The following is an 18,153-nucleotide window of genomic DNA, read 5'->3' on the forward strand; positions in this document are numbered from 1 at the left end:
CTTGAACCGCACCGATGGGCGTAGCATCAGCCTGCACATTCACCACAACTGTCATTGGCACTGATTGAGAAGCAGGCTCCGATATTCATTCGGGCTTGGTGTCGTACGGCGTACCAACTCCACGAGAGCCTCGGTCACTTGAGCTTCCTTTCGCCTATACACTCCGTGCCAGTTTCGCGTCTGGTCGCGCAGTGCCAATGCAGTTGTGTTCTGGCCTTTTACTCCGCCAGAGCGGGAGTTTTCCCAAGACCTTCACCACGATTGGCCGCCTTCCACGCTGCCCCTTGTTGCTCCCGGCCTTGGTCGTTCTCTCAAGAGGACGATGTGCAAACTGTATTCTTTAGAGAACGATTGGTCAACACCGATCTCTAAAATAAACGATATTTTTTTTGAACAACAAAAAACCCGCCGAAGCGGGTTAAGGGGAGGGAGAGGAGAGGGGGTTACTTGATCTCGTTGCGCCTCAGTTCTGACAACTTGCCAAGCACGATAGCCTCACTGGATGTGACCGTGCCAAGCCTTGGATCGTCTACACCGTAAACCCATCCATCAATCCCCGACATTGCCCTTAGCAGCCGCGCTTGATCATTCTTTTCGAGCCTGATCAGCATTACAGCACCCTCCTCTGGAGTGCGGTCAGCCAAGCTGAAGATGCAGATGTCACCGGCCACAATGCCTGATTTTGATAGGTGATCGTTTGTGGCCTCGATGGCAATGCTGTGGCTTTGGTTCTCTGCCACCACATACCGCCCGCTATTCATGTTCGGCAGCATATCTGTTGCCAGGTTCCCCACGTCATCCAAGGTCCAGACCGGCACTTTATCCGAATTGAACTGAATGTCGTTCAGCAGATCACCACTGCTGCGGCCGGTGTATAGCCATATGGGATCAACCTTCAGCACCCTGGCAATGGAAATCAGGGATGACACTCGCATTTCACGATTCGGGTTATTGATGGTGTTGCTAATCACGCTCTTGGATAAGCCGGTACGGCGCGCAAGCTCAGACATGCTGATGCCCAACTCTTGCAGCTTTTCCTCAAGGCGTTGCCCGAAAGTTTTCATCAATAACCTCTTGTTCTCTTTAGAGACTAAATTGTAATTCCTTGACTGATCACTTTGGGAGACGTTGAAGATTGACATCGTTCTCTATAGAGGACATCATTTGCATGTCACCATGCACAGGACCCAGACCAATGAAGAAACATGAAGTAATCGGCTATTTCGGCAATATGGCCCGCGCCATGAAAGCGATCGGTATTTCCCGCAGTCTTGCCGTGAAGTGGGGGGAGGTGATCCCAGCCCAGCATGCAGTCAGCTTTGTCATCGCCAGCAATGGCGAGCTGCGGCTGGGACTGGAGGATTACCCCCTGATCAAGGAGCAAGACCACCCTACCCAGCAGGCTGCCTGACCAGCGGCCAACTCTACCACCCAACACAGAGGACCAACCCCATGGGAAGAGTATCGCTCCCCGATCATGAAAATATGAGCACCCGCTCCCCGCTGCGGGTGCGCGGTACCCCGGCCCAGCGCCAGGTATGGCAGGAAGTCGGCGCCGAGTGTGGCATGACCGAAACCGCATTTGCCCGCACCTCGCTGCTGATCCTGCTCAAGGCCATATCTCAGCATGAGCCGCAAATCCTGGCGAGAGCCGTCAAACGGGCCAATCGGAGCCTGCTCGAGCAGGGATTTCCGCCCGTCACCGTTGAGGAGATCCTGGATGGCTCCGGTCTGCCCGAGCGCGGCCTGCTCCAGTTCAGCCAGGAAGACGAGGCCGCCTACAACGAGGAGCGCCCACTGCGCCCCCTGCAAAAACTCATCAACTTCGTCCTCGGGAGGTAACCCCATGACTATGCAACTCCGTCCGCCGCGCCCTGCATCCCAACATGTCAGTGATCGGGACAACATCATCCTGAAATCGGTCATGCATGAGCTGGCCCTGGCCCTCGATGAGCCGCTGATTTCGACTGCCCACGCCGCCGGCACTGATCGTCAGGCCGTTCGTCTGGCACGCGAGCTCGAAGCCCGCACCCTTGAACGTGCCGAGGCACAACCCAGCGCATAGGCAGCACCTGCCCGGCTCACCACCGGGCAGCAATACAACAGGACCCAGCAATGACCAATTCAACCATGGCCCATGGGGGCCACCCCTTGCCCCATGACCTCAACCACTGCCCTCTGTGCGGCTGTGAGCTGCAATCTGGTACCAATGACCTCGCCTACGAGTGCCCCACCTGTGAGTACACCGAGCAGGAGGTGACCAATGCGTAAGTCTCCAGTCGCGGCGGTATGCCGCAACACCTTCAACCTGTTTGATGAAATCGTCGTGGACAACTTTGCCGGTGGCGGCGGCGCCTCTACAGGGATCGAAATGGCGCTAGGCCGTAGCCCCGAAATCGCCATCAATCACGACCCTGATGCGATAGCCATGCACACCGTCAACCACCCCAGCACTGAGCACTATTGCGAATCGGTGTGGGACATAGTGCCGCGTGACGTGGTAGCTGGTCGCCCTGTCGGGCTGGTCTGGCTGTCGCCTGACTGCAAGCACTTCTCCAAGGCCAAGGGCTCAACCCCGGTCAGCAAGAAGATCCGGGGCTTGGCATGGGTTGCCCTGCGCTGGGCTGCCCAGGTTCGCCCCCGGGTGATCATGCTGGAGAACGTCGAGGAGTTTCAGACATGGGGGCCGCTGATTATCGATAAGGAAGGCAATTCCCGCCCAGATCCAGCCAAGAAGGGGCGCACCTTCAACAGTTTCGTCAATGCCTTTCGCCGCCAAGGCTACAAGGTGGAATGGCGCGAGCTGCGCGCCTGTGACTACGGCACACCGACCATCCGCAAACGCCTGTTTCTTATTGCCCGCCGCGATGGCGCACCCATCGTTTGGCCAAAGCCAACCCATGGAGCACCAGATAGCGCTGAGGTGAAAGCTGGCAAGTTGCTGCCGTGGCCAACTGCTGCAGACATCATCGACTGGTCGATCCCTTGCCCGTCGATTTTCGAACGTAAGCGCCCACTGGCCGAGAATACCCTGCGCCGGATCGCCAAGGGGCTGGATCGCTTCGTTATCAACGCTGAACAGCCATTCATTGTGCCGATAGATGGCAAGTCGGCTTTTGCTCCATTCATCACAGAGCACGCCAACGCCAGCCATCAGCGCAACATGCCTGCAGATGAGCCACTGCGCACCATCTGCGCCCAAGTCAAGGGGGGGCATTTTGCGCTGGTGTCGCCTGTCATCGCCCGCCAGTTCGGTCGTTCTGTAGGCCAATCGGTGGAGGAGCCGCTGGGGACGGTGATGGCAAAGGCAGACAAGAGCCAGCTGGTAACCGCCTTTCTGGCCAAGCATTACACCGGAGTGGTAGGGGCTGAACTGACCAAGCCGCTGCCAACAGTGACCACCGTTGACCATAACGCACTGGTAACCAGTCATCTGGTAAAGCTACGGGGCACCTGCCAAGACGGCCAACCAGTAACCTACCCCATGCCTACCGTCACTGCTGGCGGGCTGCATGTTGGAGAGGTGCGAGCATTCCTGCTCAAGTATTACGGCAACGACTCAACCACCCCCTGCTCCGAGCCCCTGCATACAGTTACGACTCGGGACCGGTTCGGTCTGGTCACTGTACGCGGTGAGGATTATCAGATCGTCGATATCGGCATGCGGATGCTGGAACCCCATGAGCTGTTCGCTGCTCAGGGTTTCCCGGCTGACTACGTGTTCGCCAACGATGCCAACGGCAAGAAGTTCACCAAAACCGCGCAGGTGGCCCGCTGTGGCAATGCCGTATGCCCGCCGCTTGCTGCGGCTCTAGTGCGCGCCAACCTGCCTGAGATGTGCGCAGATGCGCAGGTGGAGGCAGCATGAACACCGTTATCAAATTCCCGGGGGCAGGCGCCCCCATTTCCAAACCTATCAGCAGAGGTAGCAACGTGAGCGAAAATGCCCGCAATGGCTTCCGCCTCGCTTACTCGTCGATGCTGAATGCCCCCTGGTACAAGGATGTTGCCAAGAAGTCCGTGTGGCTGCATTTGCTGCTGGATGCGGCCTACGAGAGCCGTGAAGTCACCTTCAATGGCAACCGCCTCACCATTCATCGTGGTCAGCTGGCTTGCTCTGCTCGTTCGCTCGGGAAAGCGTGTGGCGTATCTGAGGATCAGGCTCGCCGGGCGCTGGACTATTTCGAGGAGGAGGGAGCGATCAGCAGGACGACCAAGCAGGGCAAGAGTGGTTACACCATCATCAGCCTGCTGAATTTCGACGCTTATCAGCGCGGAGTTTCGCAACACTTTAGCGCGGAGTATGGTGCGGAGTTTGATGGCGCGCCAGATATGGGGTTAGAGGGTGATCGCCAACTCAGCGGCGCGGAGTTAGGTGCGGAGTATCATGCCGAAGATCTTATCATTAATAACAATATAAACTCTGAAGATAATAAACAGATCTCTTGTTCTGTTTCTGACGAAACAAAACCGGCTAAAAAAACGGCAGAGCCATCAGCGGATTCTCTGGCTGTGCTGAACCACCTCAACGCCGCATGCAATCGCCGCTATCAGGCCAAGCCAACCACCCTGCAGAACATCAACGCCAGACTGGCGGAGGGCTACTCCGTGGCCGATCTGCAACTGGTGATCGACTTCAAGCGCGAGCACTGGTCCGCAAACCTGAAAATGGCCGAATACCTGCGGCCAATGACCCTGTTTGCGCCGCAGAAGTTCGCCGGGTACCTGGCTGGCGCCCAACGCTGGGTTCAGATCGGTCGCCCGCGCTGTCTGAACGGCGAGTGGGAGGGCTTCGAGGGTAAGCGCAAGCCGATGTCCAACATTGCCGCCGCCCAGCAGCAGGCGCGCAGTCTCATCGAATCGGGAGCTGTCAGCTATGACGACGACACTCCCCTCTAACGTGACCGCACTGCCAGCCAACCAGGATGCACCCGCCATGAGCGCCCGCATGGCCGCATTCATCGCTGAGGAGCTGCTGCCGCTGATGGCCGGGAGTTGGCCTGCCAGCGCCAACCAGCTGGATGCCAATGCCCGCGGTGTGGCGTTGGCTTGGGGTGGCGTGCTGCGCGGGTTCACTCCAGCCCAGATCCGGGAGGTGGTGCAGGACATGGCGGCCGATGTGGAGCGCCAGTTCGCCCCGCGTCCGGCAGAAGTGCGGGCAGAGATACTGCGCCGGCAGCCAGCCACGGCCGCACCAACCAGGGCACCGCGGCTGGAGATGTCCATCAGGGCATGCGAGATGGAGGCGACCGTGATTGTGTTGCAGCGTGACGGCGACGTGACGAGCGAGGCGGTGCAGGTTGAGCTGGACAGGATACTCACCGAACGCCGCCAGCGCGGTTACACCATCACAGGGAGGATTTAGGGATGTTCAACCAAGACGTGATCGCCGCGGTCAAGGCCGCGAAATTCTGCCGGGTGGTGATCTATCCGCCCGTTCGGGGTTGGTGCGGGGAGCGTGTGCAGCTCGAGGTGGCCGACGAGATCGATGCGCTGGGATACACCGATCAGCAGCGTGGCGCAGGGCATTGGTTGGTGCAGAGCACGACGCCGGAGCGAGTGGCGGAGGAAGCCGCACGGCTGAGAGCCGCGCCAGTGCTGGCGTTGCGAGGCGGTGACTCATTTGGGGTTGTGGATAACTTCGAAGGGGAGGGCCTTGCCAACCAGTGACAATCGGTATATCGCGCCGTAACATGTTTCAGGCCGGACCTAGACCACCCGGCCGTTGACCAAAGGACCCAGACCATGACCAAACCGCATACCCGAGATCTATCCATCGCGACCCAGTTGGGGCGCGTGATATCCATCATGAGCGACGGCAAGGCCCGCACCCTGCGCGACATCGAGCGCGAGTGCTGGAGCCGCTACGGCCACGCCGACACCCAGGCCGCCATCAGCGCCAGACTGCGTGAAGTTTGCTGCTACGGCTGGGCGAAGCACTCCAGCAACCAGAATATCGACGGCAAGCAGGTGTGGCATTACCACCTGACCCCGCTCCCCACTACCGAGGCTGTTGCGGCCAAGGCGGTGGCAGCATGACAAACTTCCTCGGATTCAAACTATCCACCTCGGATGTTGTGCGCACCGTGAGCCTTGGTGATGAAATCCTATGCGATAACTTCCCGGTATTTCGCGCCGGTTACTCATTCTGCCACCCCAACCCGCGCAATGACAGGGCCGCCAAACGCCAGCGTGCCGCCGCCAAGCGCCGCAACAAAGCCAAGCGGGGGTGAGCATGAGCTACCCCAAGTATTTTCTGCGCAGCCCAGATATCCGGGTCCGCGCCAGCCAACTGGTCGCCAGCCTGCCGGTTGACCAGGACAAGCCGCTGGTTATCGAAATCAAGGAGCTGACCCGCTCCCTGGCCCAGAACTCAATGCTCTGGGCATGCCTCACCGACATCGCCGAGCAGGTGGTCTGGCACGGCCGCAAGCTCGCCAAGGAAGACTGGAAGCATGTGCTCAGCGCTGCACTGTACCAGCAGGACGTAGTGCCGAACATCGACGGCAACGGGTTCGTGGTGCTGGGCAAGTCCACCTCCAAGATGACCGTGCGCGAGATGCGCGATCTCATCGAGCTGGCCCAATCCTTCGGCGCCCAGCAGGGCGTGAAGTTCGGGGATGAATCCCGCCGCGGCTTCGACTGGGTGGCGGCATACGGGAGGGCGGCAGCATGAGCAAGACCAAGGCTGACAAGCAGCATCTCTCCGACGTCGCCTCCCTTGGTTGCATTGCCTGCCGCAATGCAGGGCATGGCACCACACCAGCGGAAATCCACCATGTGCGCTCTGGATCTGGCATGGCCCAGCGCGCCGAGCACACACGGGTGCTACCGCTTTGCCCGCGACATCATCGTGCCTGCTACCCCACAGGGTTCCACGCTGCCCCGCGTTCCTGGCAACAAGATCACGGCAGCGAGGAGACCCTGCTGGAGCAGGTGGCCAGAGAAGTCACCGAACTGCGCAAGAACACCATCGGGAGGGCGGCATGATCCACCTCACCGCCCTCGATGCGGCCCGGTTACTGGGTAGCAGCCCGAAGGTCAGGACCGCAGCCAACCAGGTGCGCAAGGCCCAGCAGGTCATGTCCCTGCACGACAAGGTGCTGACCCAGCTGGTCGGCCTACCTGACCCCGCCACCGAGCTGTTGTTTCACCCCAAGCGCAAATGGCGCTTCGACTACGCCTGGGAGGAGCAGAAGCTCGCCCTCGAAATCCATGGCGGGATCCACTCCGGCGGCCGGCACACCCGGGGGAGGGGGTTCGTAGAGGATCGGGCCAAGATGAACGAGGCCTCCCTGCTCGGGTGGACCGTGCTGGAAGTTACCCCGGAACACATCAAATCCGGCCAGTTGCGCGCTTGGCTGCTCGCCGCCTTCAATCAGGACCCAGACCAGAGGACCAAACCATGACCCACGCTATCGAAATGGCACTGCGCCTGTTCTCACCAAAGGGGGCGCTGCATGAGCCGACATCCAGCAACTTCAATGCCCTTGGGTGGGATGATTTTATCGGCGCCCTGCAGGTGGCCGCAAAGAACAACCCCCAGGGGCTACAGTTCCTGATGGCCGATCACCTGGGGGACGAGCAGGCCCTGGCGTCATTGCTGGCGTACTTCAGCACCACGCTGGACAGCGACGAGGCCGGTGGCATGGCCATGGCTATCCTGCTACGCCGCCCCCTGCCTGAGCAGCTGGAACACTTGGTGCTGTCTCACCCGCACTATGACAAGGAGCGCCGCCGTGCCGCCGTGGTGATGGAGAAGGCCAAACGAGCTCACCGCGCAGGCAATGACCTCGAGTACCAGCGTCTGCTGGCCGAGCGGAACGGGATCCTGCAGTTGGCTCGCGACCACTGTGTCGCCGAGATGCTTCGGTCAGGGCGTTGCCCTCACTGCAGGGGAACCGGATTGCGGCCACGCCGGGGGGACGAGTGCCCGAAGTGCCACGGTACCGGACGAGTAGTGCCCGATGCTGAGTTGGTGTCGCGCCGGTTCGGCCAAGAGATGCGGCAGGCCGTAGAGCGTGCTGTTGATGAGGTGATCCACCAGGCGTCAGATCTGGCCAAAGTCATGGGCCGACAAGTGAGGGAGATGCGGGCGGATTAGGCGCGGAGCGTTCGCCGCCGAGCAGGCGCAACCCCATGAATAGACGCAGTGATTGAATCTACCCATCCCCGGCGTTAGTATTGCTCAAAGATGGCCAGAGTCCCCGTGACCCTGGCCTTTTTCATTTCTGGCCCGCCTTGTGCGGGCTTTGTCGTTTCTGGAGGGGCGATGACGCCTGACAAGGATCCACAGAACTACAGCGTGCTCGCCTATCTGGCATTCGGCGGGCTGAGCGTATGGGGAGGGCTTGTGACCTACATACAGACGGTGAAACGCGAGGGAAGGCAGTTCCGATGGGTCGAGGCGCTGCTGCAGGTGGTGGTGTCAGGGTTCGCCGGGATGTTGACCATGCTGCTGAGCTGGTACATCGCAGCCCCGCTCCCGTTGTGCGGCTTCATGGCTGGCCTGGCTGGCTTGATGGGGTCGAAAGCACTGGAGCTGTACGAACGCCGGGCAACCGGCTGGATGGGAGGGAAGGAGTGATGGTGAAAATGCGCTGGGTAGATGAAGCCCGTAGGCATATCGGGTTGACGGAGATTAAGGGGCCCCAACACAACCCCGAGATCGTGGCGATGTGGAAGGCCATCAAGCGGGGTGGCATCCGTGATGATGAAACCCCGTGGTGTGCCGCCTTTGTTGGAGCGTGCCTAGAGCGGGTCGGTATTCAGTCCACCCGGTTCGAGGGTGCGCGTTCCTATGCCTCCTGGGGGGAGAAGCTGGAAAAGCCGGTGGCAGGCTGCGTAGTGGTGTTTTCCCGGGATGGTGGCGGACACGTTGGGTTCGTAGTGGGGCAGGACAAGGCTGGCAATCTGCTGGTATTGGGCGGCAACCAAGCGGACGCGGTGAACGTGAAGGCGTTTCCTCGCTCTCGGGTAACCGCATACCGCTGGCCCGCCGGTGAGCCGAAGCCTGTGGGGGAATTGCCTGTGATGGCTGCGGCAGAGTTCTCGAAGTCCGAGGCATAGGCGCAAGCCTTGCCAATATCGCCGGATAACCGGTAACAGCAGAGGAGAGTGCGATGGAACACATCGTTGAGGTGGTCATCAACTGGATTGTCATCCTGATGGCTGTAGTGGGCGGCGCGTCCATGGTGGTGCAGGGGCTGGCCAAGATCGCGGCCGTCACCCCTTCCACCCGGGACGATGAGGTGATCGGGAAGGTGCAGGCCTTCTTGGTTGGCCTGACCAAGGTGCTGGACAAGCTGGCTATGAACCTGCCGGCTGAGAAAGCCAGGAAGCAATAACATGAACAGCTTGCTCCAACTGCTCGACATTCTAACGGCCCTTCTGGGCCGCTGGCTTAAGCAGGAGAGGGCAAGGGAGGTGCAGGAACGCTATGACAAGAATCATGCGGACCCACAGGGGTGTTTTGCTGAGCGTTTCGGTGCTGCTTCTGGTCAGTTGCCAGACAGCTCCAAGCCAAACAGCGAACTGCCCGCCACCCACACCCAGGCTGACATGGAACCCCGCCGCTAATGGCGGGGTTTGTCTTTCTGGGGAATCCACAGCCGACCTACTGGACTATCTCGATGCACTGGAGCGATGCGGTGGTTAATGGCATTACCGTGACCGGGGTTGTTACTCAGGTGAGGGAGTATGACGGGAGTCAGGCCCTGGTCACCCTGAATACTGGCGTCTCCGTCGTGGTACCGGCTACCCATGAGCCTGTACCTGGTGATGCCATCGTAGAAGGCGAGCTATCCCTCTAAATGGCAAAGACCGACTGGGCACAGCTCAATGCAGAGTTCCTGCAGGAGCATGAAGCGACAGGCATCAGTGCGAAAGACTGGTGTGACAGCCGCGGCCTGAACTACAACTCGGCGCGTCGCTATTTGAAATCTCGGGGGCAATCCCCTGCGCAACCTGATAAATCTCGCGTAGCTGCGCAATCTGCGCATTCCGAAGTGCGCAAAACTGCGCAATCTGCGCAAAGTGCGCAAACCAAGGGGAATGAGGCCAAGGCCAAAGGGGGAGAGCGAAGAGGGGAGAAGTCCTCCGCATCCACTCACACCCCGGCAGACTCAGCCCAGAACCCGAAAACAAACGGCCGGGACAGCAGCGGCCGCTTCACCGAGGGCAACCCTGGCAACCCGAACCCGGTCACGAAGTGGAAGCCCGGCGACCGTCCGGCGCTGACCCATGGCGGCTATGCCAAGTTCCTCGATGCCGAGGAGCTGTTCGACCAGGCCCGCGAGCTGCAACTGCGCGACGAGCTGGACTTCACCCGGGCTCGCGTCATCTCCGTCACAAAGCTGCTCAAGGGGCTGCAGCAGGACCTGGTCACGGCCAGCGAGATGACCGACCGGATCGCGCTCTATGACAAGATCCTGAAAGCAGAGCAGGCCCTCGACCGCAACATCCAGCGGATTGAGTCCATCGAGCGGACCCTGAGCGCCCTTCGCATCGACGAGGTGAGCGTGCCCAAGATTGAGGAGGACACTCGCCGGATCCGGGCTGCGGCCCGCAAGCTGACCGCCGAAGCCGATCGGCTCGAGAAGGATGGCGGTAGCGAGGCCACCCCTGTCAGCGAGATGGTGACTGAGCTGCAGGGGATGGGGACTGGTGGGCTGATGTCGTGATAGTATTTACAAATGTCATTAGCGCGGGTTGGTGAGATGAAAATTTACAGCGTGGGAGAATCAGGAGCTTTGGTGAGCATTGGTGATGATAGCGTGCTGCCAAAGGATGTAAGTCACGCCCTACGCCGTGGTGAGAGGCTAACCTATTGTCTGACGGATGCGATGGATGGCTTTGATGGTGGCTCTGTTACGTTTGAGCCGACATTGATATATCAAGATGGCAAACTTCATGAGTGTGGGTCTGTAATCCGGGATGCCAGAGAAGCTCAGGCATTCGCAGAGTATTACGAGCGTTACACAGAGCTCACCCCATGCAGGAGCCAGCCATGAAACAAGTAGCCACAGCTTCAACAACACCAACCCGCCTCGGCGGGTTTTTTATTGCCTGAGATCCCACGATGACCGAACTCGACACCTCCGCCATGACTGAGCAGGAGCAGATGGCCTACATCCGCTCGAAGCTCAGCGATAAGTGGTGGCGGATGAACAACCTCTACATGATCGAGAACGAGCAGGGCCAACTGGTGCGCTTCCGGCTGCGCCCGGCGCAGGAGCTGCTGTTCCGGACCATGTGGTACCTGAACATCATCCTCAAGGCGCGTCAGCTCGGATTCTCCACGGCCATCGACATCTATCTGCTGGACGAGGCGCTGTTCAACAAGAACCTCAAGTGCGGGATCATCGCCCAGGACCTGACGGCCGCCGGCGAGATATACCGCACCAAGATTGAAGTGCCGTTCGATAACCTGCCTGGCTGGCTCAAGGCCCAGTTCAAGGTGGTGACCCGGCGGGGTGGGGCGAATGGCGGCCACATCCTGTTCCGGCACGGCTCCAGCATCCAGGTGGCCACCTCATTCCGCTCCGGTACCGTCCAGCGCCTGCATGTCTCCGAGCACGGGAAGATCTGCGCCAAGTATCCCGAGAAGGCCAAGGAGGTTCGAACCGGTACCCTCAACGCAATCCACCCAGGCGCTATCGCCTTTATCGAGAGCACTGCGGAAGGTGTTGGTGGTGACTTCCACGCCATGAGCATGAAGTCGCTGGAGCTGTCTCGCTCAACCGGCGAGCTGACCCAGCTGGATTGGAAGTTCCACTTCTTCGCCTGGTGGCAGGATCCGAAGTATCGCGCCGACGTCCCCGCTTCCGGTGTGGTGATGAGCAAGGCACAAGCGGAATACTTCGCCGCGGTGGAGAAGGCAATGAGCTGCACCATCAGCGACGAGCAGCGCCAGTGGTACGTGCTGAAAGAGGGCACGCAGCGTGGGGAGATGAAGCAGGAGTATCCCAGCACGCCGCTGGAGGCGTTCCTCACCTCCGGGCGCCGGGTGTTCGACCCCATCGCCACGATGGAAGCAGAGGGCGATTGCATGGCCCCGCTCATCGTTTATGACATCGACCCGGTCACCGGCAGGCGCGAAAAGGCCCGCAAACCGGAGAAGCTGGACGAGCAGGGACAGCGCTCGCTCGAGAACATGCTGCTGGTCTGGGAGCTGCCAGATCCCGACGAGGATTACGCCATCGGCGCTGACGTAGCGGAAGGGCTGGAGCACGGCGACCGTTCAAGCCTAGATGTCACGGCCAAGAGCGACGGCCGGCAGGTGGCCCACTGGTTTGGGCATCTGGACCCGGGGCTGTTTGCCCAACTGCTTGCCCACGTTGGCCGCTTCTATGGCACCGCAGAGCATGGCCCGGCCTACATCGGCCCAGAGCGCAACAACCACGGCCACGCTGTGCTGCTCAAGCTCCGTGAAATCTACCCGACCCGGCGCATCTACACCCAGGAGCACATCGACCGGGACCGCGACGACGAGACGCCGCGCCTCGGCTGGCTCACCACCCGGCAGTCCAAGCCGATCCTGGTTGATGGCCTCAAGGCCCTGCTGCGTGCCGGGCAGTCCGGGATCCGCTGGATCGGTACCATTTCCGAAGCCACCACCTACGTCTACGACAAGAGCGGCAGCATGAACGCCCAGGACGGCTGCTACGACGACCAGCTCATGAGCTACATGATTGCCCAAGAGATGCGTGCCCGGATGCCGGCCCGCATCGTCAAACCTGAATCCTTCCGCAAACCCAAGCACTGGATGGCCAACTGATGATCAACGCCCAACCCAAGGCCCCTGAAAAAGGCGGCCTCGATACCCCGCGCCTGCTCAAACTGATGAGCGATATCAACGGCCAGCCGGACTGGCGCTCTATCGCCAATCGGGCGTGTGCCTACTACGACGGCGATCAACTGCCGCCCGAGGTGGTGAGTGTGCTCAAGGCGCGGGGCCAGCCCATCACCATTCACAACCTGGTTGCGCCGACCATTGACGGTGTGCTGGGGATGGAGGCCAAGAGCCGCACCGATCTGATGGTGATCGCCGATGACCACGACGACGAGCTGGAGCAACTGGCCGAGGCCGTCAACGCCGAATACGCCGACATGTGCCGCCTTGGCGGACTGGACCGCGCCCGGGGCGAGGCCTATGGCGGCCAAATCAAGACTGGCCTGGGCTGGGTTGAGGTGTGTCGCCGCGACGACCCCTTCGGCCCGCGCTACAAGTTCAGCAACGTCCACCGCGACGAGGTGTACTGGGATTGGCATAGCCGGGAGCCAGACCTGAGCGACTGCCGCTGGGTGATGCGCCGCCGCTGGGTCGATCTGGATGAGGCCAAGACCATGTTTCCGAGCAAGGCCAAGGCGCTGGAGTGGGGCGTGAACGACTGGGAGGGCATCGTGAGCCTGACCGCCATCGAGGGGCTGGACCCCAACCTGGTCAGCGCCTATGACGAGTGGAGCCAGTTCAGCGGTAAGGAGGTGGAGTGGTGCAGCAGGGAGCGAGACCGGGTGCTGCTGCAGGTGGTCTACTACCGCACCTACACCATGCGTCAGGTGCTGATGCTGGACTCCGGTCGGGCACTGGAGTACGACAAGACCAATCAACTGCACCTGGCTGCTGTGGCCATGGGGCGCGCCAAGCTGGAGCGCTGCCCGGTGGCCGTGATCCGGGAATCCTGGTTCGTCGGCCCTCATCATCTGGTTGATCGACCCTGCTCTGCTCCCCACAACATGTACCCGCTGGTGCCGTTCTGGGGGTATCGCAAAGACCGCACCGGCGAACCCTATGGGTTGATTGTTCGCGCCATGCCGGCACAGGACGAGGTGAACCTGCGGCGCATCAAGCTGACGTTCCTGCTGCAGGCCAAGCGGGTCATCACGGACAAGGACGCCACCAACATGAGCCGGGATCAGGTGCTGGAGCAAGTCGAGCGCCCCGATGGCTATATCGAGCTCAACCCTGACCGAGCCAACAAGACCAGCGTGAGCGATGCCTTCAAGGTAGAGCAGGACTTCAACGTGGCGGCCCAGCAGTTTCAGGTGATGCAGGACTCGGTGAAGCTGATCCAGGACACCATGGGGGTTTATGCCGCCTTCCTGGGCCAGGGCTCCACCGGACAATCTGGTGTGGCCATCAGCAACCTGGTGGAGCAGGGGGCAACCACGCTTTCCGAGATCAACGACAACTACCGGATGGGCTGCCAGCAAGTGGGGCAGTTGGCACTGGCATACCTGCTGGAAGACATGGCCAGCAAGCGCAACTACAAGGTGACAGTGAACCGGGATGACCCCCGCCGCCGCAAGGCCGTGGTGGTCAATGTGGAGCAGGAGGATGGCAAGCTCACCAATGATGTGACCCGGCTGCGGGCCCATATCGCACTGGCGCCGATCCAGCAAACCGCCGCCTATAAGCAGCAGTTGGCTGAGCGGATGACCCAGGCCATGTCACAACTCCCGCCAGAGGCTGCGGGTGCCTGCTTTGACCTGCTGGTCGAGCTAATGGATGTGCCGCGCAAGGCCGAGTTCGTGGAGCGGATCCGCAACGCCCTGAACATCCCGAAAGACCCGGACGAGATGAGCGATGAGGAGCGCGCCGCCGCCGACCAGCAAGCCCAGGTTGCCCAGATGCAGCAGGAGCTGGCCATGCGCGAGATGCAGGCCAAGCTGGCTGAGTTGGAAGGCAAGGCCGCCAAGTGGCAGGCAGAGGCTCAGCGCATCGCCAAGCTGACCGACTCCATCCGGTTTGAGGATGCTCTCAAGCAGGCCCAGACCGGCAAGACGTTGCAGGAGATGGAGCAACTGGCAGCCCAGCAGCAGGCGATGCAGACCGAGCAGGCAGCCCTGCAGGCCCAGCTGTTGGACACCATTCAGCAGCAGATAGACGCGATCGCGCTCTGATAGTTGCTTTCCTGACCTGCCAGCGTTACGATTTCCCCAACATGGCCCAGTCTCTCGAGATTGGGCCTTTTTCATTTCCAGACCCGGCCATTGTGCCGGGTTTTTTATTTGGAACGGGCCATGACCGACCAGCAACACCTTGATGCCGAGATGGAACGAGATATTCAGGCGCTCGAACTGACCGCCCCGCGCGTTACCCCTGAACAGATCGATGCGCTGATGCGTGGCGTTCGCTATGAGGTTCAGGTTGTTCCCGGTACCACAACCACGCTGGCTACCGCCATTGCTGCCAACGGCTTCACCCTGGCCATCGGCATGACCGCCTGTGCGGACCCGGCCAACTTCAACGCCGAGTTTGGCGCCAAGTACGCCATCAAGGATGCCGAAGCCAAGGCCCGCCAAGAGCTGTGGAAGCTGGAAGGCTGGCGGCTCAAGTGCCATTTAGCGAATCTTTAGCGATAGACGGCAACCCTTGCCCGCGTTGTGCGGGCTTTTTTATGCCCAGCCCCAGCCGGGGAGCGCTTTTACCGAGAGCCTTCCCCCGCTTGGGCAGCGATACCACCCACTGAAAACCCACGAGGACAACCATGGATAAGAACATCGACAACCTGACCGGCACTGAGAGCCTGGACGAACTGGAAGCCATGCTGGAAGCGATCGAGCGTGAGCCCGATAGCGAGCTGGATGATGGCACTGGCACCGAGCAAACGGACGTACAACCCGCGCCGTCGGCGGGCGAGGTGGCAGCCGGTAACGAACAGGGCAGTACCGAGCAGGGCGGTGAAGGGGTCGCGGAGCCTGAGAAGGTGATCCTGGCCAAGAGCGGTCAACACACCATCCCGTATGAAGTGCTGGAGCAGGCACGCAATGAAGCCAAGCAACTGCGTGTGCAGCTGGCTCAGTCGCAGCAGGCCCAAGCCGAACGGGACAAGCTGGCCGCCGTGTTAGAGCAGAACGGCATTGAGCTGGACACCAGCGATCCCGATAGCATCGATGTCGCTGCTATTGAGGAACTGGCCCAGGACTACCCCGACCTTGGCAAACCGCTGGCGGCCATCGCCCGCAAGTTGCAGAAGTTGGAGCAGCCCGCCCAACCCGCTATCAACCCGGTACAGGCCGCACTGCAGGCGGTACCTGATCTGGTGAGCTGGCGGGAAAAGGACCAGGACCGTTTCGACTTCGCCATCATCGTCGATGAGAAGCTCCAGGCTGATCCCGCGTGGCAAGGCAAGTCGCTGGATGAGCGATTCGCAGAGGCGGCGCGCCGCACCAAGCTGGCCTTTGGTGATGAGGTTCAAGCGCCTCCCGCCAAGGTACCCGGCAAGGGTGCAGAGAAGCCCGCTGATTTCATCCCGTCCAGCCCTTCGGCGCTCGGCCAGACCCATCATGCAGCACCCACCGGAGTGGAGCGCTATGGCGCCATGTCTCAGGCCGAGCTTATCGGCGAGATGGGCGCCATGACGGACGCCCAGATGGAGGCGCTGCTGGAGCAGGCCGGGTACTAACCCACCACCCATTTCAATAAGCCAACCCCGACCACTGTGTCGGGGTTTTTGTTTTCATGTAGGAGAGGACCATGACCCAAGTCACCTCGGCGCAAGCCAACAAGATTTTGCAGGCCGCACTGTTCACGGCGGCCAACCGTTCTCATTCGCTGGTGAACATGCTGACCGAAGAGGCCCCCAAGGGCGCCAAGGTCAACGGCGGCAAACAGACCAGCGCCGGCGCCCCCGTGGTGCGCATCACCGACCTTGGCAAAGGCGCCGGGGATGAAGTGGACATGCAGCTGTTCCACCAACTGTCTGGCCGCCCGACCATGGGTGACAAGAAGCTGGCAGGGCGCCTCGAGAGCATGTCCTTCGCGGACTTCTCGCTCAAGATCAACCAGACCCGCCACGGTGTGGACGCGGGCGGCAAGATGAGCCAGAAGCGCACCAAGCACGACCTGATCAAGACGGCTCGCGTGCTGCTGGGTGATGGCTACTACGGCCGCCTTGTTGACCAGCGCGGCTTTGCTCAGCTGGCCGGTGCCCGCGGCGATTACTCGGCCACCGATATCATCCTGCCGCTGGCGGATGATCCCGAGTTTGCCGACATCATGATCAACAAGCTGACCGCGCCGACCTACGAGCGCCACTTCTTCGGTGGTGATGCGACCAACTTCGAAGCCCTCGATGCGGCGGATCGCTTCAACCTCGGCTGCGTTGATAACATGGCGCTCTACCTGTCCGAGATGGCTAACCCCATCCAGCCGATCCGCATGGTGGCTGACCCGTCCGGTGGTGAGCCTCTCTACGTGCTCTACGTGACCCCGCGCCAGTGGCACGACTTCTACACTTCCAGCTCCGGCAAGGACTGGCAGGCGATGCTGGCTTCCGCGATGGAGCGTAGCAAGGGCTGGAATCACCCCATCTTCCGCGGGGAGGGCGCCATGTGGCGCGGCATCCTGGTCAAGCCCTACAAGGGCATGCCGATCCGCTTCAACCAGGGCAGCATCGTCAAGGTGTGTGCGTCCAACTCCGCGACTGGGGCGGAAGTGGACAAGGTTGCCGGCACCCTGATCGATCGCGCCGTGCTGCTTGGCGGCCAGGCGCTGGCCAATGCCTTCGGCTCTGGCGAGCAGGGCGGCTCCTTCGGCATGCACCAAGAACCGACCGACCACGGCAACAGCACCGAGATCTCCATCAGCTGGGTCTCCGGCCTGCAGAAGATCCGCTTCAAGCAGCGCAACGGCAACATTCAGGACCATGGCTGCATGGTGCTGGATACCGCGGTGAGCGCCATCGCCCGCTAAGCCGCTGACCCATGGGGCTTCAGGGCCCCATCCAAACACTATCTGACAAGACAAGGAGCCATATCATGGCCAAGACTACTCTGCTCGCCCGAGCGTACCGCTGGTTTGTCGGCGCGTTCGGCAACCTCTCTATCTCCCCGACCCTGGTGGCCAAGCTGGCGGCTGTGCCGTCTGGCGATGTTGTCGCATACGGTGACAAGGTGGAGCCCAACCTGAAAGTGGTGGGTGTGACGATGTTCAGCACTGCGCTGGGCGCGAGTACCACCATCACCGCCAAGGTCGGCGACACCACCATCATCAACGCCGAGAGTACGGTGGGGACGGTGGCAAAGTATTACCCGGTCGATGACTTGCTGACCGAGCCTGACCAGGAGCTCACCCTCACGGTTGGCGGCGGCGCTGCGACGGGCACCGTCAAGCTCAAACTGCATTACGAGGTAGTCGGCAACCTGTAA

28 protein-coding genes are annotated in these 18,153 nt (G+C 60.9%); 27 read left to right on the plus strand and 1 reads right to left on the minus strand.

Annotated elements, in window-relative coordinates:
- Positions 1–443: 443 nt before the first annotated feature.
- On the minus strand, positions 444–1,142 hold the full coding sequence (locus C3418_RS09800; protein ID WP_235680071.1) for a helix-turn-helix domain-containing protein: 699 nt from the start codon (positions 1,140–1,142) through the stop codon (positions 444–446).
- 53 nt (positions 1,143–1,195) lie between these two features.
- Here C3418_RS09800 and C3418_RS09805 point away from each other — a divergent pair, with 53 nt between their 5' ends.
- The 27 genes from C3418_RS09805 (at position 1,196) to C3418_RS09925 (ending at position 18,153) form a co-directional block, all read left to right on the plus strand.
- Positions 1,196–1,411: a Cro/CI family transcriptional regulator gene (locus C3418_RS09805; protein ID WP_005310214.1), complete on the plus strand. Its 216-nt coding sequence runs from the start codon at positions 1,196–1,198 to the stop codon at positions 1,409–1,411.
- A gap of 41 nt (positions 1,412–1,452) precedes the next feature.
- Positions 1,453–1,842, plus strand: a complete 390-nt coding sequence (locus C3418_RS09810; protein WP_103858382.1) for a hypothetical protein — start codon at positions 1,453–1,455, stop codon at positions 1,840–1,842.
- Positions 1,843–1,846: 4 nt separating this feature from the next.
- Positions 1,847–2,065: a hypothetical protein gene (locus C3418_RS09815; protein WP_005310218.1), complete on the plus strand. Its 219-nt coding sequence runs from the start codon at positions 1,847–1,849 to the stop codon at positions 2,063–2,065.
- A 50-nt stretch (positions 2,066–2,115) separates the two neighbouring features.
- Positions 2,116–2,271, plus strand: coding sequence for a hypothetical protein (locus tag C3418_RS24360; protein WP_005310221.1), 156 nt, complete (start codon positions 2,116–2,118; stop codon positions 2,269–2,271).
- Positions 2,264–3,868, plus strand: coding sequence for a DNA cytosine methyltransferase (locus C3418_RS09820; protein ID WP_103858383.1), 1,605 nt, complete (start codon positions 2,264–2,266; stop codon positions 3,866–3,868). The genes C3418_RS24360 and C3418_RS09820 overlap by 8 nt, the downstream gene beginning before the upstream one ends.
- On the plus strand, positions 3,865–4,899 hold the full coding sequence (locus C3418_RS09825; RefSeq protein ID WP_103858384.1) for a conserved phage C-terminal domain-containing protein: 1,035 nt from the start codon (positions 3,865–3,867) through the stop codon (positions 4,897–4,899). The genes C3418_RS09820 and C3418_RS09825 overlap by 4 nt, the downstream gene beginning before the upstream one ends.
- A gap of 37 nt (positions 4,900–4,936) precedes the next feature.
- The gene (locus tag C3418_RS09830; protein ID WP_103858385.1) at positions 4,937–5,365 is read left to right on the plus strand and encodes a hypothetical protein; all 429 of its coding nucleotides are present in this window, start codon (positions 4,937–4,939) and stop codon (positions 5,363–5,365) included.
- Positions 5,366–5,367: 2 nt separating this feature from the next.
- Positions 5,368–5,670 (plus strand): hypothetical protein, encoded by a 303-nt coding sequence (locus C3418_RS09835; protein WP_103858386.1) that lies wholly within the window; start codon positions 5,368–5,370, stop codon positions 5,668–5,670.
- Between the two features lie 75 nt (positions 5,671–5,745).
- On the plus strand, positions 5,746–6,039 hold the full coding sequence (locus C3418_RS09840) for a hypothetical protein (RefSeq protein ID WP_103858411.1): 294 nt from the start codon (positions 5,746–5,748) through the stop codon (positions 6,037–6,039).
- Positions 6,036–6,233, plus strand: a complete 198-nt coding sequence (locus C3418_RS09845; RefSeq protein ID WP_043163252.1) for a hypothetical protein — start codon at positions 6,036–6,038, stop codon at positions 6,231–6,233. The genes C3418_RS09840 and C3418_RS09845 overlap by 4 nt, the downstream gene beginning before the upstream one ends.
- A 2-nt stretch (positions 6,234–6,235) precedes the next feature.
- Positions 6,236–6,676 carry a recombination protein NinB gene (locus C3418_RS09850; RefSeq protein ID WP_103858387.1) on the plus strand — a complete coding sequence of 147 codons (441 nt, stop codon included), beginning with the start codon at positions 6,236–6,238 and terminating at the stop codon, positions 6,674–6,676.
- Complete coding sequence (locus C3418_RS09855) at positions 6,673–6,990, plus strand: Ref family recombination enhancement nuclease (RefSeq protein WP_103858388.1); 318 nt, start codon at positions 6,673–6,675, stop codon at positions 6,988–6,990. The genes C3418_RS09850 and C3418_RS09855 overlap by 4 nt, the downstream gene beginning before the upstream one ends.
- On the plus strand, positions 6,987–7,409 hold the full coding sequence (locus tag C3418_RS09860) for a hypothetical protein (RefSeq protein WP_103858389.1): 423 nt from the start codon (positions 6,987–6,989) through the stop codon (positions 7,407–7,409). The genes C3418_RS09855 and C3418_RS09860 overlap by 4 nt, the downstream gene beginning before the upstream one ends.
- Positions 7,406–8,104: a TIGR02642 family protein gene (locus tag C3418_RS09865; RefSeq protein ID WP_103858390.1), complete on the plus strand. Its 699-nt coding sequence runs from the start codon at positions 7,406–7,408 to the stop codon at positions 8,102–8,104. Before C3418_RS09860 ends, C3418_RS09865 begins: the two co-directional genes overlap by 4 nt.
- A 168-nt stretch (positions 8,105–8,272) precedes the next feature.
- Positions 8,273–8,587 (plus strand): phage holin family protein, encoded by a 315-nt coding sequence (locus tag C3418_RS09870; protein WP_103858391.1) that lies wholly within the window; start codon positions 8,273–8,275, stop codon positions 8,585–8,587.
- A complete protein-coding gene (locus tag C3418_RS09875) occupies positions 8,587–9,069 on the plus strand; it encodes a TIGR02594 family protein (protein ID WP_042880549.1) in 483 nt (160 codons plus the stop codon). The genes C3418_RS09870 and C3418_RS09875 overlap by 1 nt, the downstream gene beginning before the upstream one ends.
- Positions 9,070–9,122: 53 nt before the next feature.
- Positions 9,123–9,347 carry a hypothetical protein gene (locus C3418_RS09880; protein WP_042880547.1) on the plus strand — a complete coding sequence of 75 codons (225 nt, stop codon included), beginning with the start codon at positions 9,123–9,125 and terminating at the stop codon, positions 9,345–9,347.
- Position 9,348: 1 nt separating this feature from the next.
- Positions 9,349–9,579 (plus strand): hypothetical protein, encoded by a 231-nt coding sequence (locus C3418_RS09885; protein ID WP_103858392.1) that lies wholly within the window; start codon positions 9,349–9,351, stop codon positions 9,577–9,579.
- 53 nt (positions 9,580–9,632) lie between these two features.
- Positions 9,633–9,812 carry a hypothetical protein gene (locus C3418_RS09890; RefSeq protein WP_223918042.1) on the plus strand — a complete coding sequence of 60 codons (180 nt, stop codon included), beginning with the start codon at positions 9,633–9,635 and terminating at the stop codon, positions 9,810–9,812.
- Positions 9,813–10,682, plus strand: a complete 870-nt coding sequence (locus C3418_RS09895; RefSeq protein ID WP_103858393.1) for a terminase — start codon at positions 9,813–9,815, stop codon at positions 10,680–10,682. It abuts the gene before it with no gap.
- A gap of 36 nt (positions 10,683–10,718) precedes the next feature.
- Positions 10,719–11,012, plus strand: a complete 294-nt coding sequence (locus C3418_RS24365; RefSeq protein WP_143237287.1) for a hypothetical protein — start codon at positions 10,719–10,721, stop codon at positions 11,010–11,012.
- A gap of 68 nt (positions 11,013–11,080) precedes the next feature.
- Complete coding sequence (locus C3418_RS09900) at positions 11,081–12,778, plus strand: terminase (protein WP_103858394.1); 1,698 nt, start codon at positions 11,081–11,083, stop codon at positions 12,776–12,778.
- Entirely contained in the window at positions 12,778–14,904 is a 2,127-nt protein-coding gene (locus C3418_RS09905; RefSeq protein ID WP_103858395.1) for a portal protein, read from the plus strand. Before C3418_RS09900 ends, C3418_RS09905 begins: the two co-directional genes overlap by 1 nt.
- 120 nt (positions 14,905–15,024) lie before the next feature.
- Positions 15,025–15,360 carry a Gp49 family protein gene (locus C3418_RS09910; RefSeq protein WP_103858396.1) on the plus strand — a complete coding sequence of 112 codons (336 nt, stop codon included), beginning with the start codon at positions 15,025–15,027 and terminating at the stop codon, positions 15,358–15,360.
- A 131-nt stretch (positions 15,361–15,491) separates the two neighbouring features.
- Positions 15,492–16,409 (plus strand): hypothetical protein, encoded by a 918-nt coding sequence (locus C3418_RS09915; protein WP_103858397.1) that lies wholly within the window; start codon positions 15,492–15,494, stop codon positions 16,407–16,409.
- 71 nt (positions 16,410–16,480) lie between these two features.
- Positions 16,481–17,698 carry a DUF4043 family protein gene (locus tag C3418_RS09920; RefSeq protein ID WP_103858398.1) on the plus strand — a complete coding sequence of 406 codons (1,218 nt, stop codon included), beginning with the start codon at positions 16,481–16,483 and terminating at the stop codon, positions 17,696–17,698.
- Between the two features lie 65 nt (positions 17,699–17,763).
- Positions 17,764–18,153, plus strand: coding sequence for a hypothetical protein (locus C3418_RS09925; protein WP_103858399.1), 390 nt, complete (start codon positions 17,764–17,766; stop codon positions 18,151–18,153).

Source organism: Aeromonas sp. ASNIH8 (assembly GCF_002919855.1).
Lineage (GTDB): Bacteria > Pseudomonadota > Gammaproteobacteria > Enterobacterales > Aeromonadaceae > Aeromonas > Aeromonas caviae.

Bases quoted from the DNA above. Each gene is read 5' to 3' on its own strand.
- C3418_RS09800 (WP_235680071.1), bottom strand. From the start codon at position 1,142: ATGTCAATCTTCAACGTCTCCCAAAGTGATCAGTCAAGGAATTACAAT.
- C3418_RS09805 (WP_005310214.1), top strand. From the start codon at position 1,196: ATGAAGAAACATGAAGTAATCGGCTATTTCGGCAATATGGCCCGCGCC.
- C3418_RS09810 (WP_103858382.1), top strand. From the start codon at position 1,453: ATGGGAAGAGTATCGCTCCCCGATCATGAAAATATGAGCACCCGCTCC.
- C3418_RS09815 (WP_005310218.1), top strand. From the start codon at position 1,847: ATGACTATGCAACTCCGTCCGCCGCGCCCTGCATCCCAACATGTCAGT.
- C3418_RS24360 (WP_005310221.1), top strand. From the start codon at position 2,116: ATGACCAATTCAACCATGGCCCATGGGGGCCACCCCTTGCCCCATGAC.
- C3418_RS09820 (WP_103858383.1), top strand. From the start codon at position 2,264: ATGCGTAAGTCTCCAGTCGCGGCGGTATGCCGCAACACCTTCAACCTG.
- C3418_RS09825 (WP_103858384.1), top strand. From the start codon at position 3,865: ATGAACACCGTTATCAAATTCCCGGGGGCAGGCGCCCCCATTTCCAAA.
- C3418_RS09830 (WP_103858385.1), top strand. From the start codon at position 4,937: ATGAGCGCCCGCATGGCCGCATTCATCGCTGAGGAGCTGCTGCCGCTG.
- C3418_RS09835 (WP_103858386.1), top strand. From the start codon at position 5,368: ATGTTCAACCAAGACGTGATCGCCGCGGTCAAGGCCGCGAAATTCTGC.
- C3418_RS09840 (WP_103858411.1), top strand. From the start codon at position 5,746: ATGACCAAACCGCATACCCGAGATCTATCCATCGCGACCCAGTTGGGG.
- C3418_RS09845 (WP_043163252.1), top strand. From the start codon at position 6,036: ATGACAAACTTCCTCGGATTCAAACTATCCACCTCGGATGTTGTGCGC.
- C3418_RS09850 (WP_103858387.1), top strand. From the start codon at position 6,236: ATGAGCTACCCCAAGTATTTTCTGCGCAGCCCAGATATCCGGGTCCGC.
- C3418_RS09855 (WP_103858388.1), top strand. From the start codon at position 6,673: ATGAGCAAGACCAAGGCTGACAAGCAGCATCTCTCCGACGTCGCCTCC.
- C3418_RS09860 (WP_103858389.1), top strand. From the start codon at position 6,987: ATGATCCACCTCACCGCCCTCGATGCGGCCCGGTTACTGGGTAGCAGC.
- C3418_RS09865 (WP_103858390.1), top strand. From the start codon at position 7,406: ATGACCCACGCTATCGAAATGGCACTGCGCCTGTTCTCACCAAAGGGG.
- C3418_RS09870 (WP_103858391.1), top strand. From the start codon at position 8,273: ATGACGCCTGACAAGGATCCACAGAACTACAGCGTGCTCGCCTATCTG.
- C3418_RS09875 (WP_042880549.1), top strand. From the start codon at position 8,587: ATGGTGAAAATGCGCTGGGTAGATGAAGCCCGTAGGCATATCGGGTTG.
- C3418_RS09880 (WP_042880547.1), top strand. From the start codon at position 9,123: ATGGAACACATCGTTGAGGTGGTCATCAACTGGATTGTCATCCTGATG.
- C3418_RS09885 (WP_103858392.1), top strand. From the start codon at position 9,349: ATGAACAGCTTGCTCCAACTGCTCGACATTCTAACGGCCCTTCTGGGC.
- C3418_RS09890 (WP_223918042.1), top strand. From the start codon at position 9,633: ATGCACTGGAGCGATGCGGTGGTTAATGGCATTACCGTGACCGGGGTT.
- C3418_RS09895 (WP_103858393.1), top strand. From the start codon at position 9,813: ATGGCAAAGACCGACTGGGCACAGCTCAATGCAGAGTTCCTGCAGGAG.
- C3418_RS24365 (WP_143237287.1), top strand. From the start codon at position 10,719: ATGAAAATTTACAGCGTGGGAGAATCAGGAGCTTTGGTGAGCATTGGT.
- C3418_RS09900 (WP_103858394.1), top strand. From the start codon at position 11,081: ATGACCGAACTCGACACCTCCGCCATGACTGAGCAGGAGCAGATGGCC.
- C3418_RS09905 (WP_103858395.1), top strand. From the start codon at position 12,778: ATGATCAACGCCCAACCCAAGGCCCCTGAAAAAGGCGGCCTCGATACC.
- C3418_RS09910 (WP_103858396.1), top strand. From the start codon at position 15,025: ATGACCGACCAGCAACACCTTGATGCCGAGATGGAACGAGATATTCAG.
- C3418_RS09915 (WP_103858397.1), top strand. From the start codon at position 15,492: ATGGATAAGAACATCGACAACCTGACCGGCACTGAGAGCCTGGACGAA.
- C3418_RS09920 (WP_103858398.1), top strand. From the start codon at position 16,481: ATGACCCAAGTCACCTCGGCGCAAGCCAACAAGATTTTGCAGGCCGCA.
- C3418_RS09925 (WP_103858399.1), top strand. From the start codon at position 17,764: ATGGCCAAGACTACTCTGCTCGCCCGAGCGTACCGCTGGTTTGTCGGC.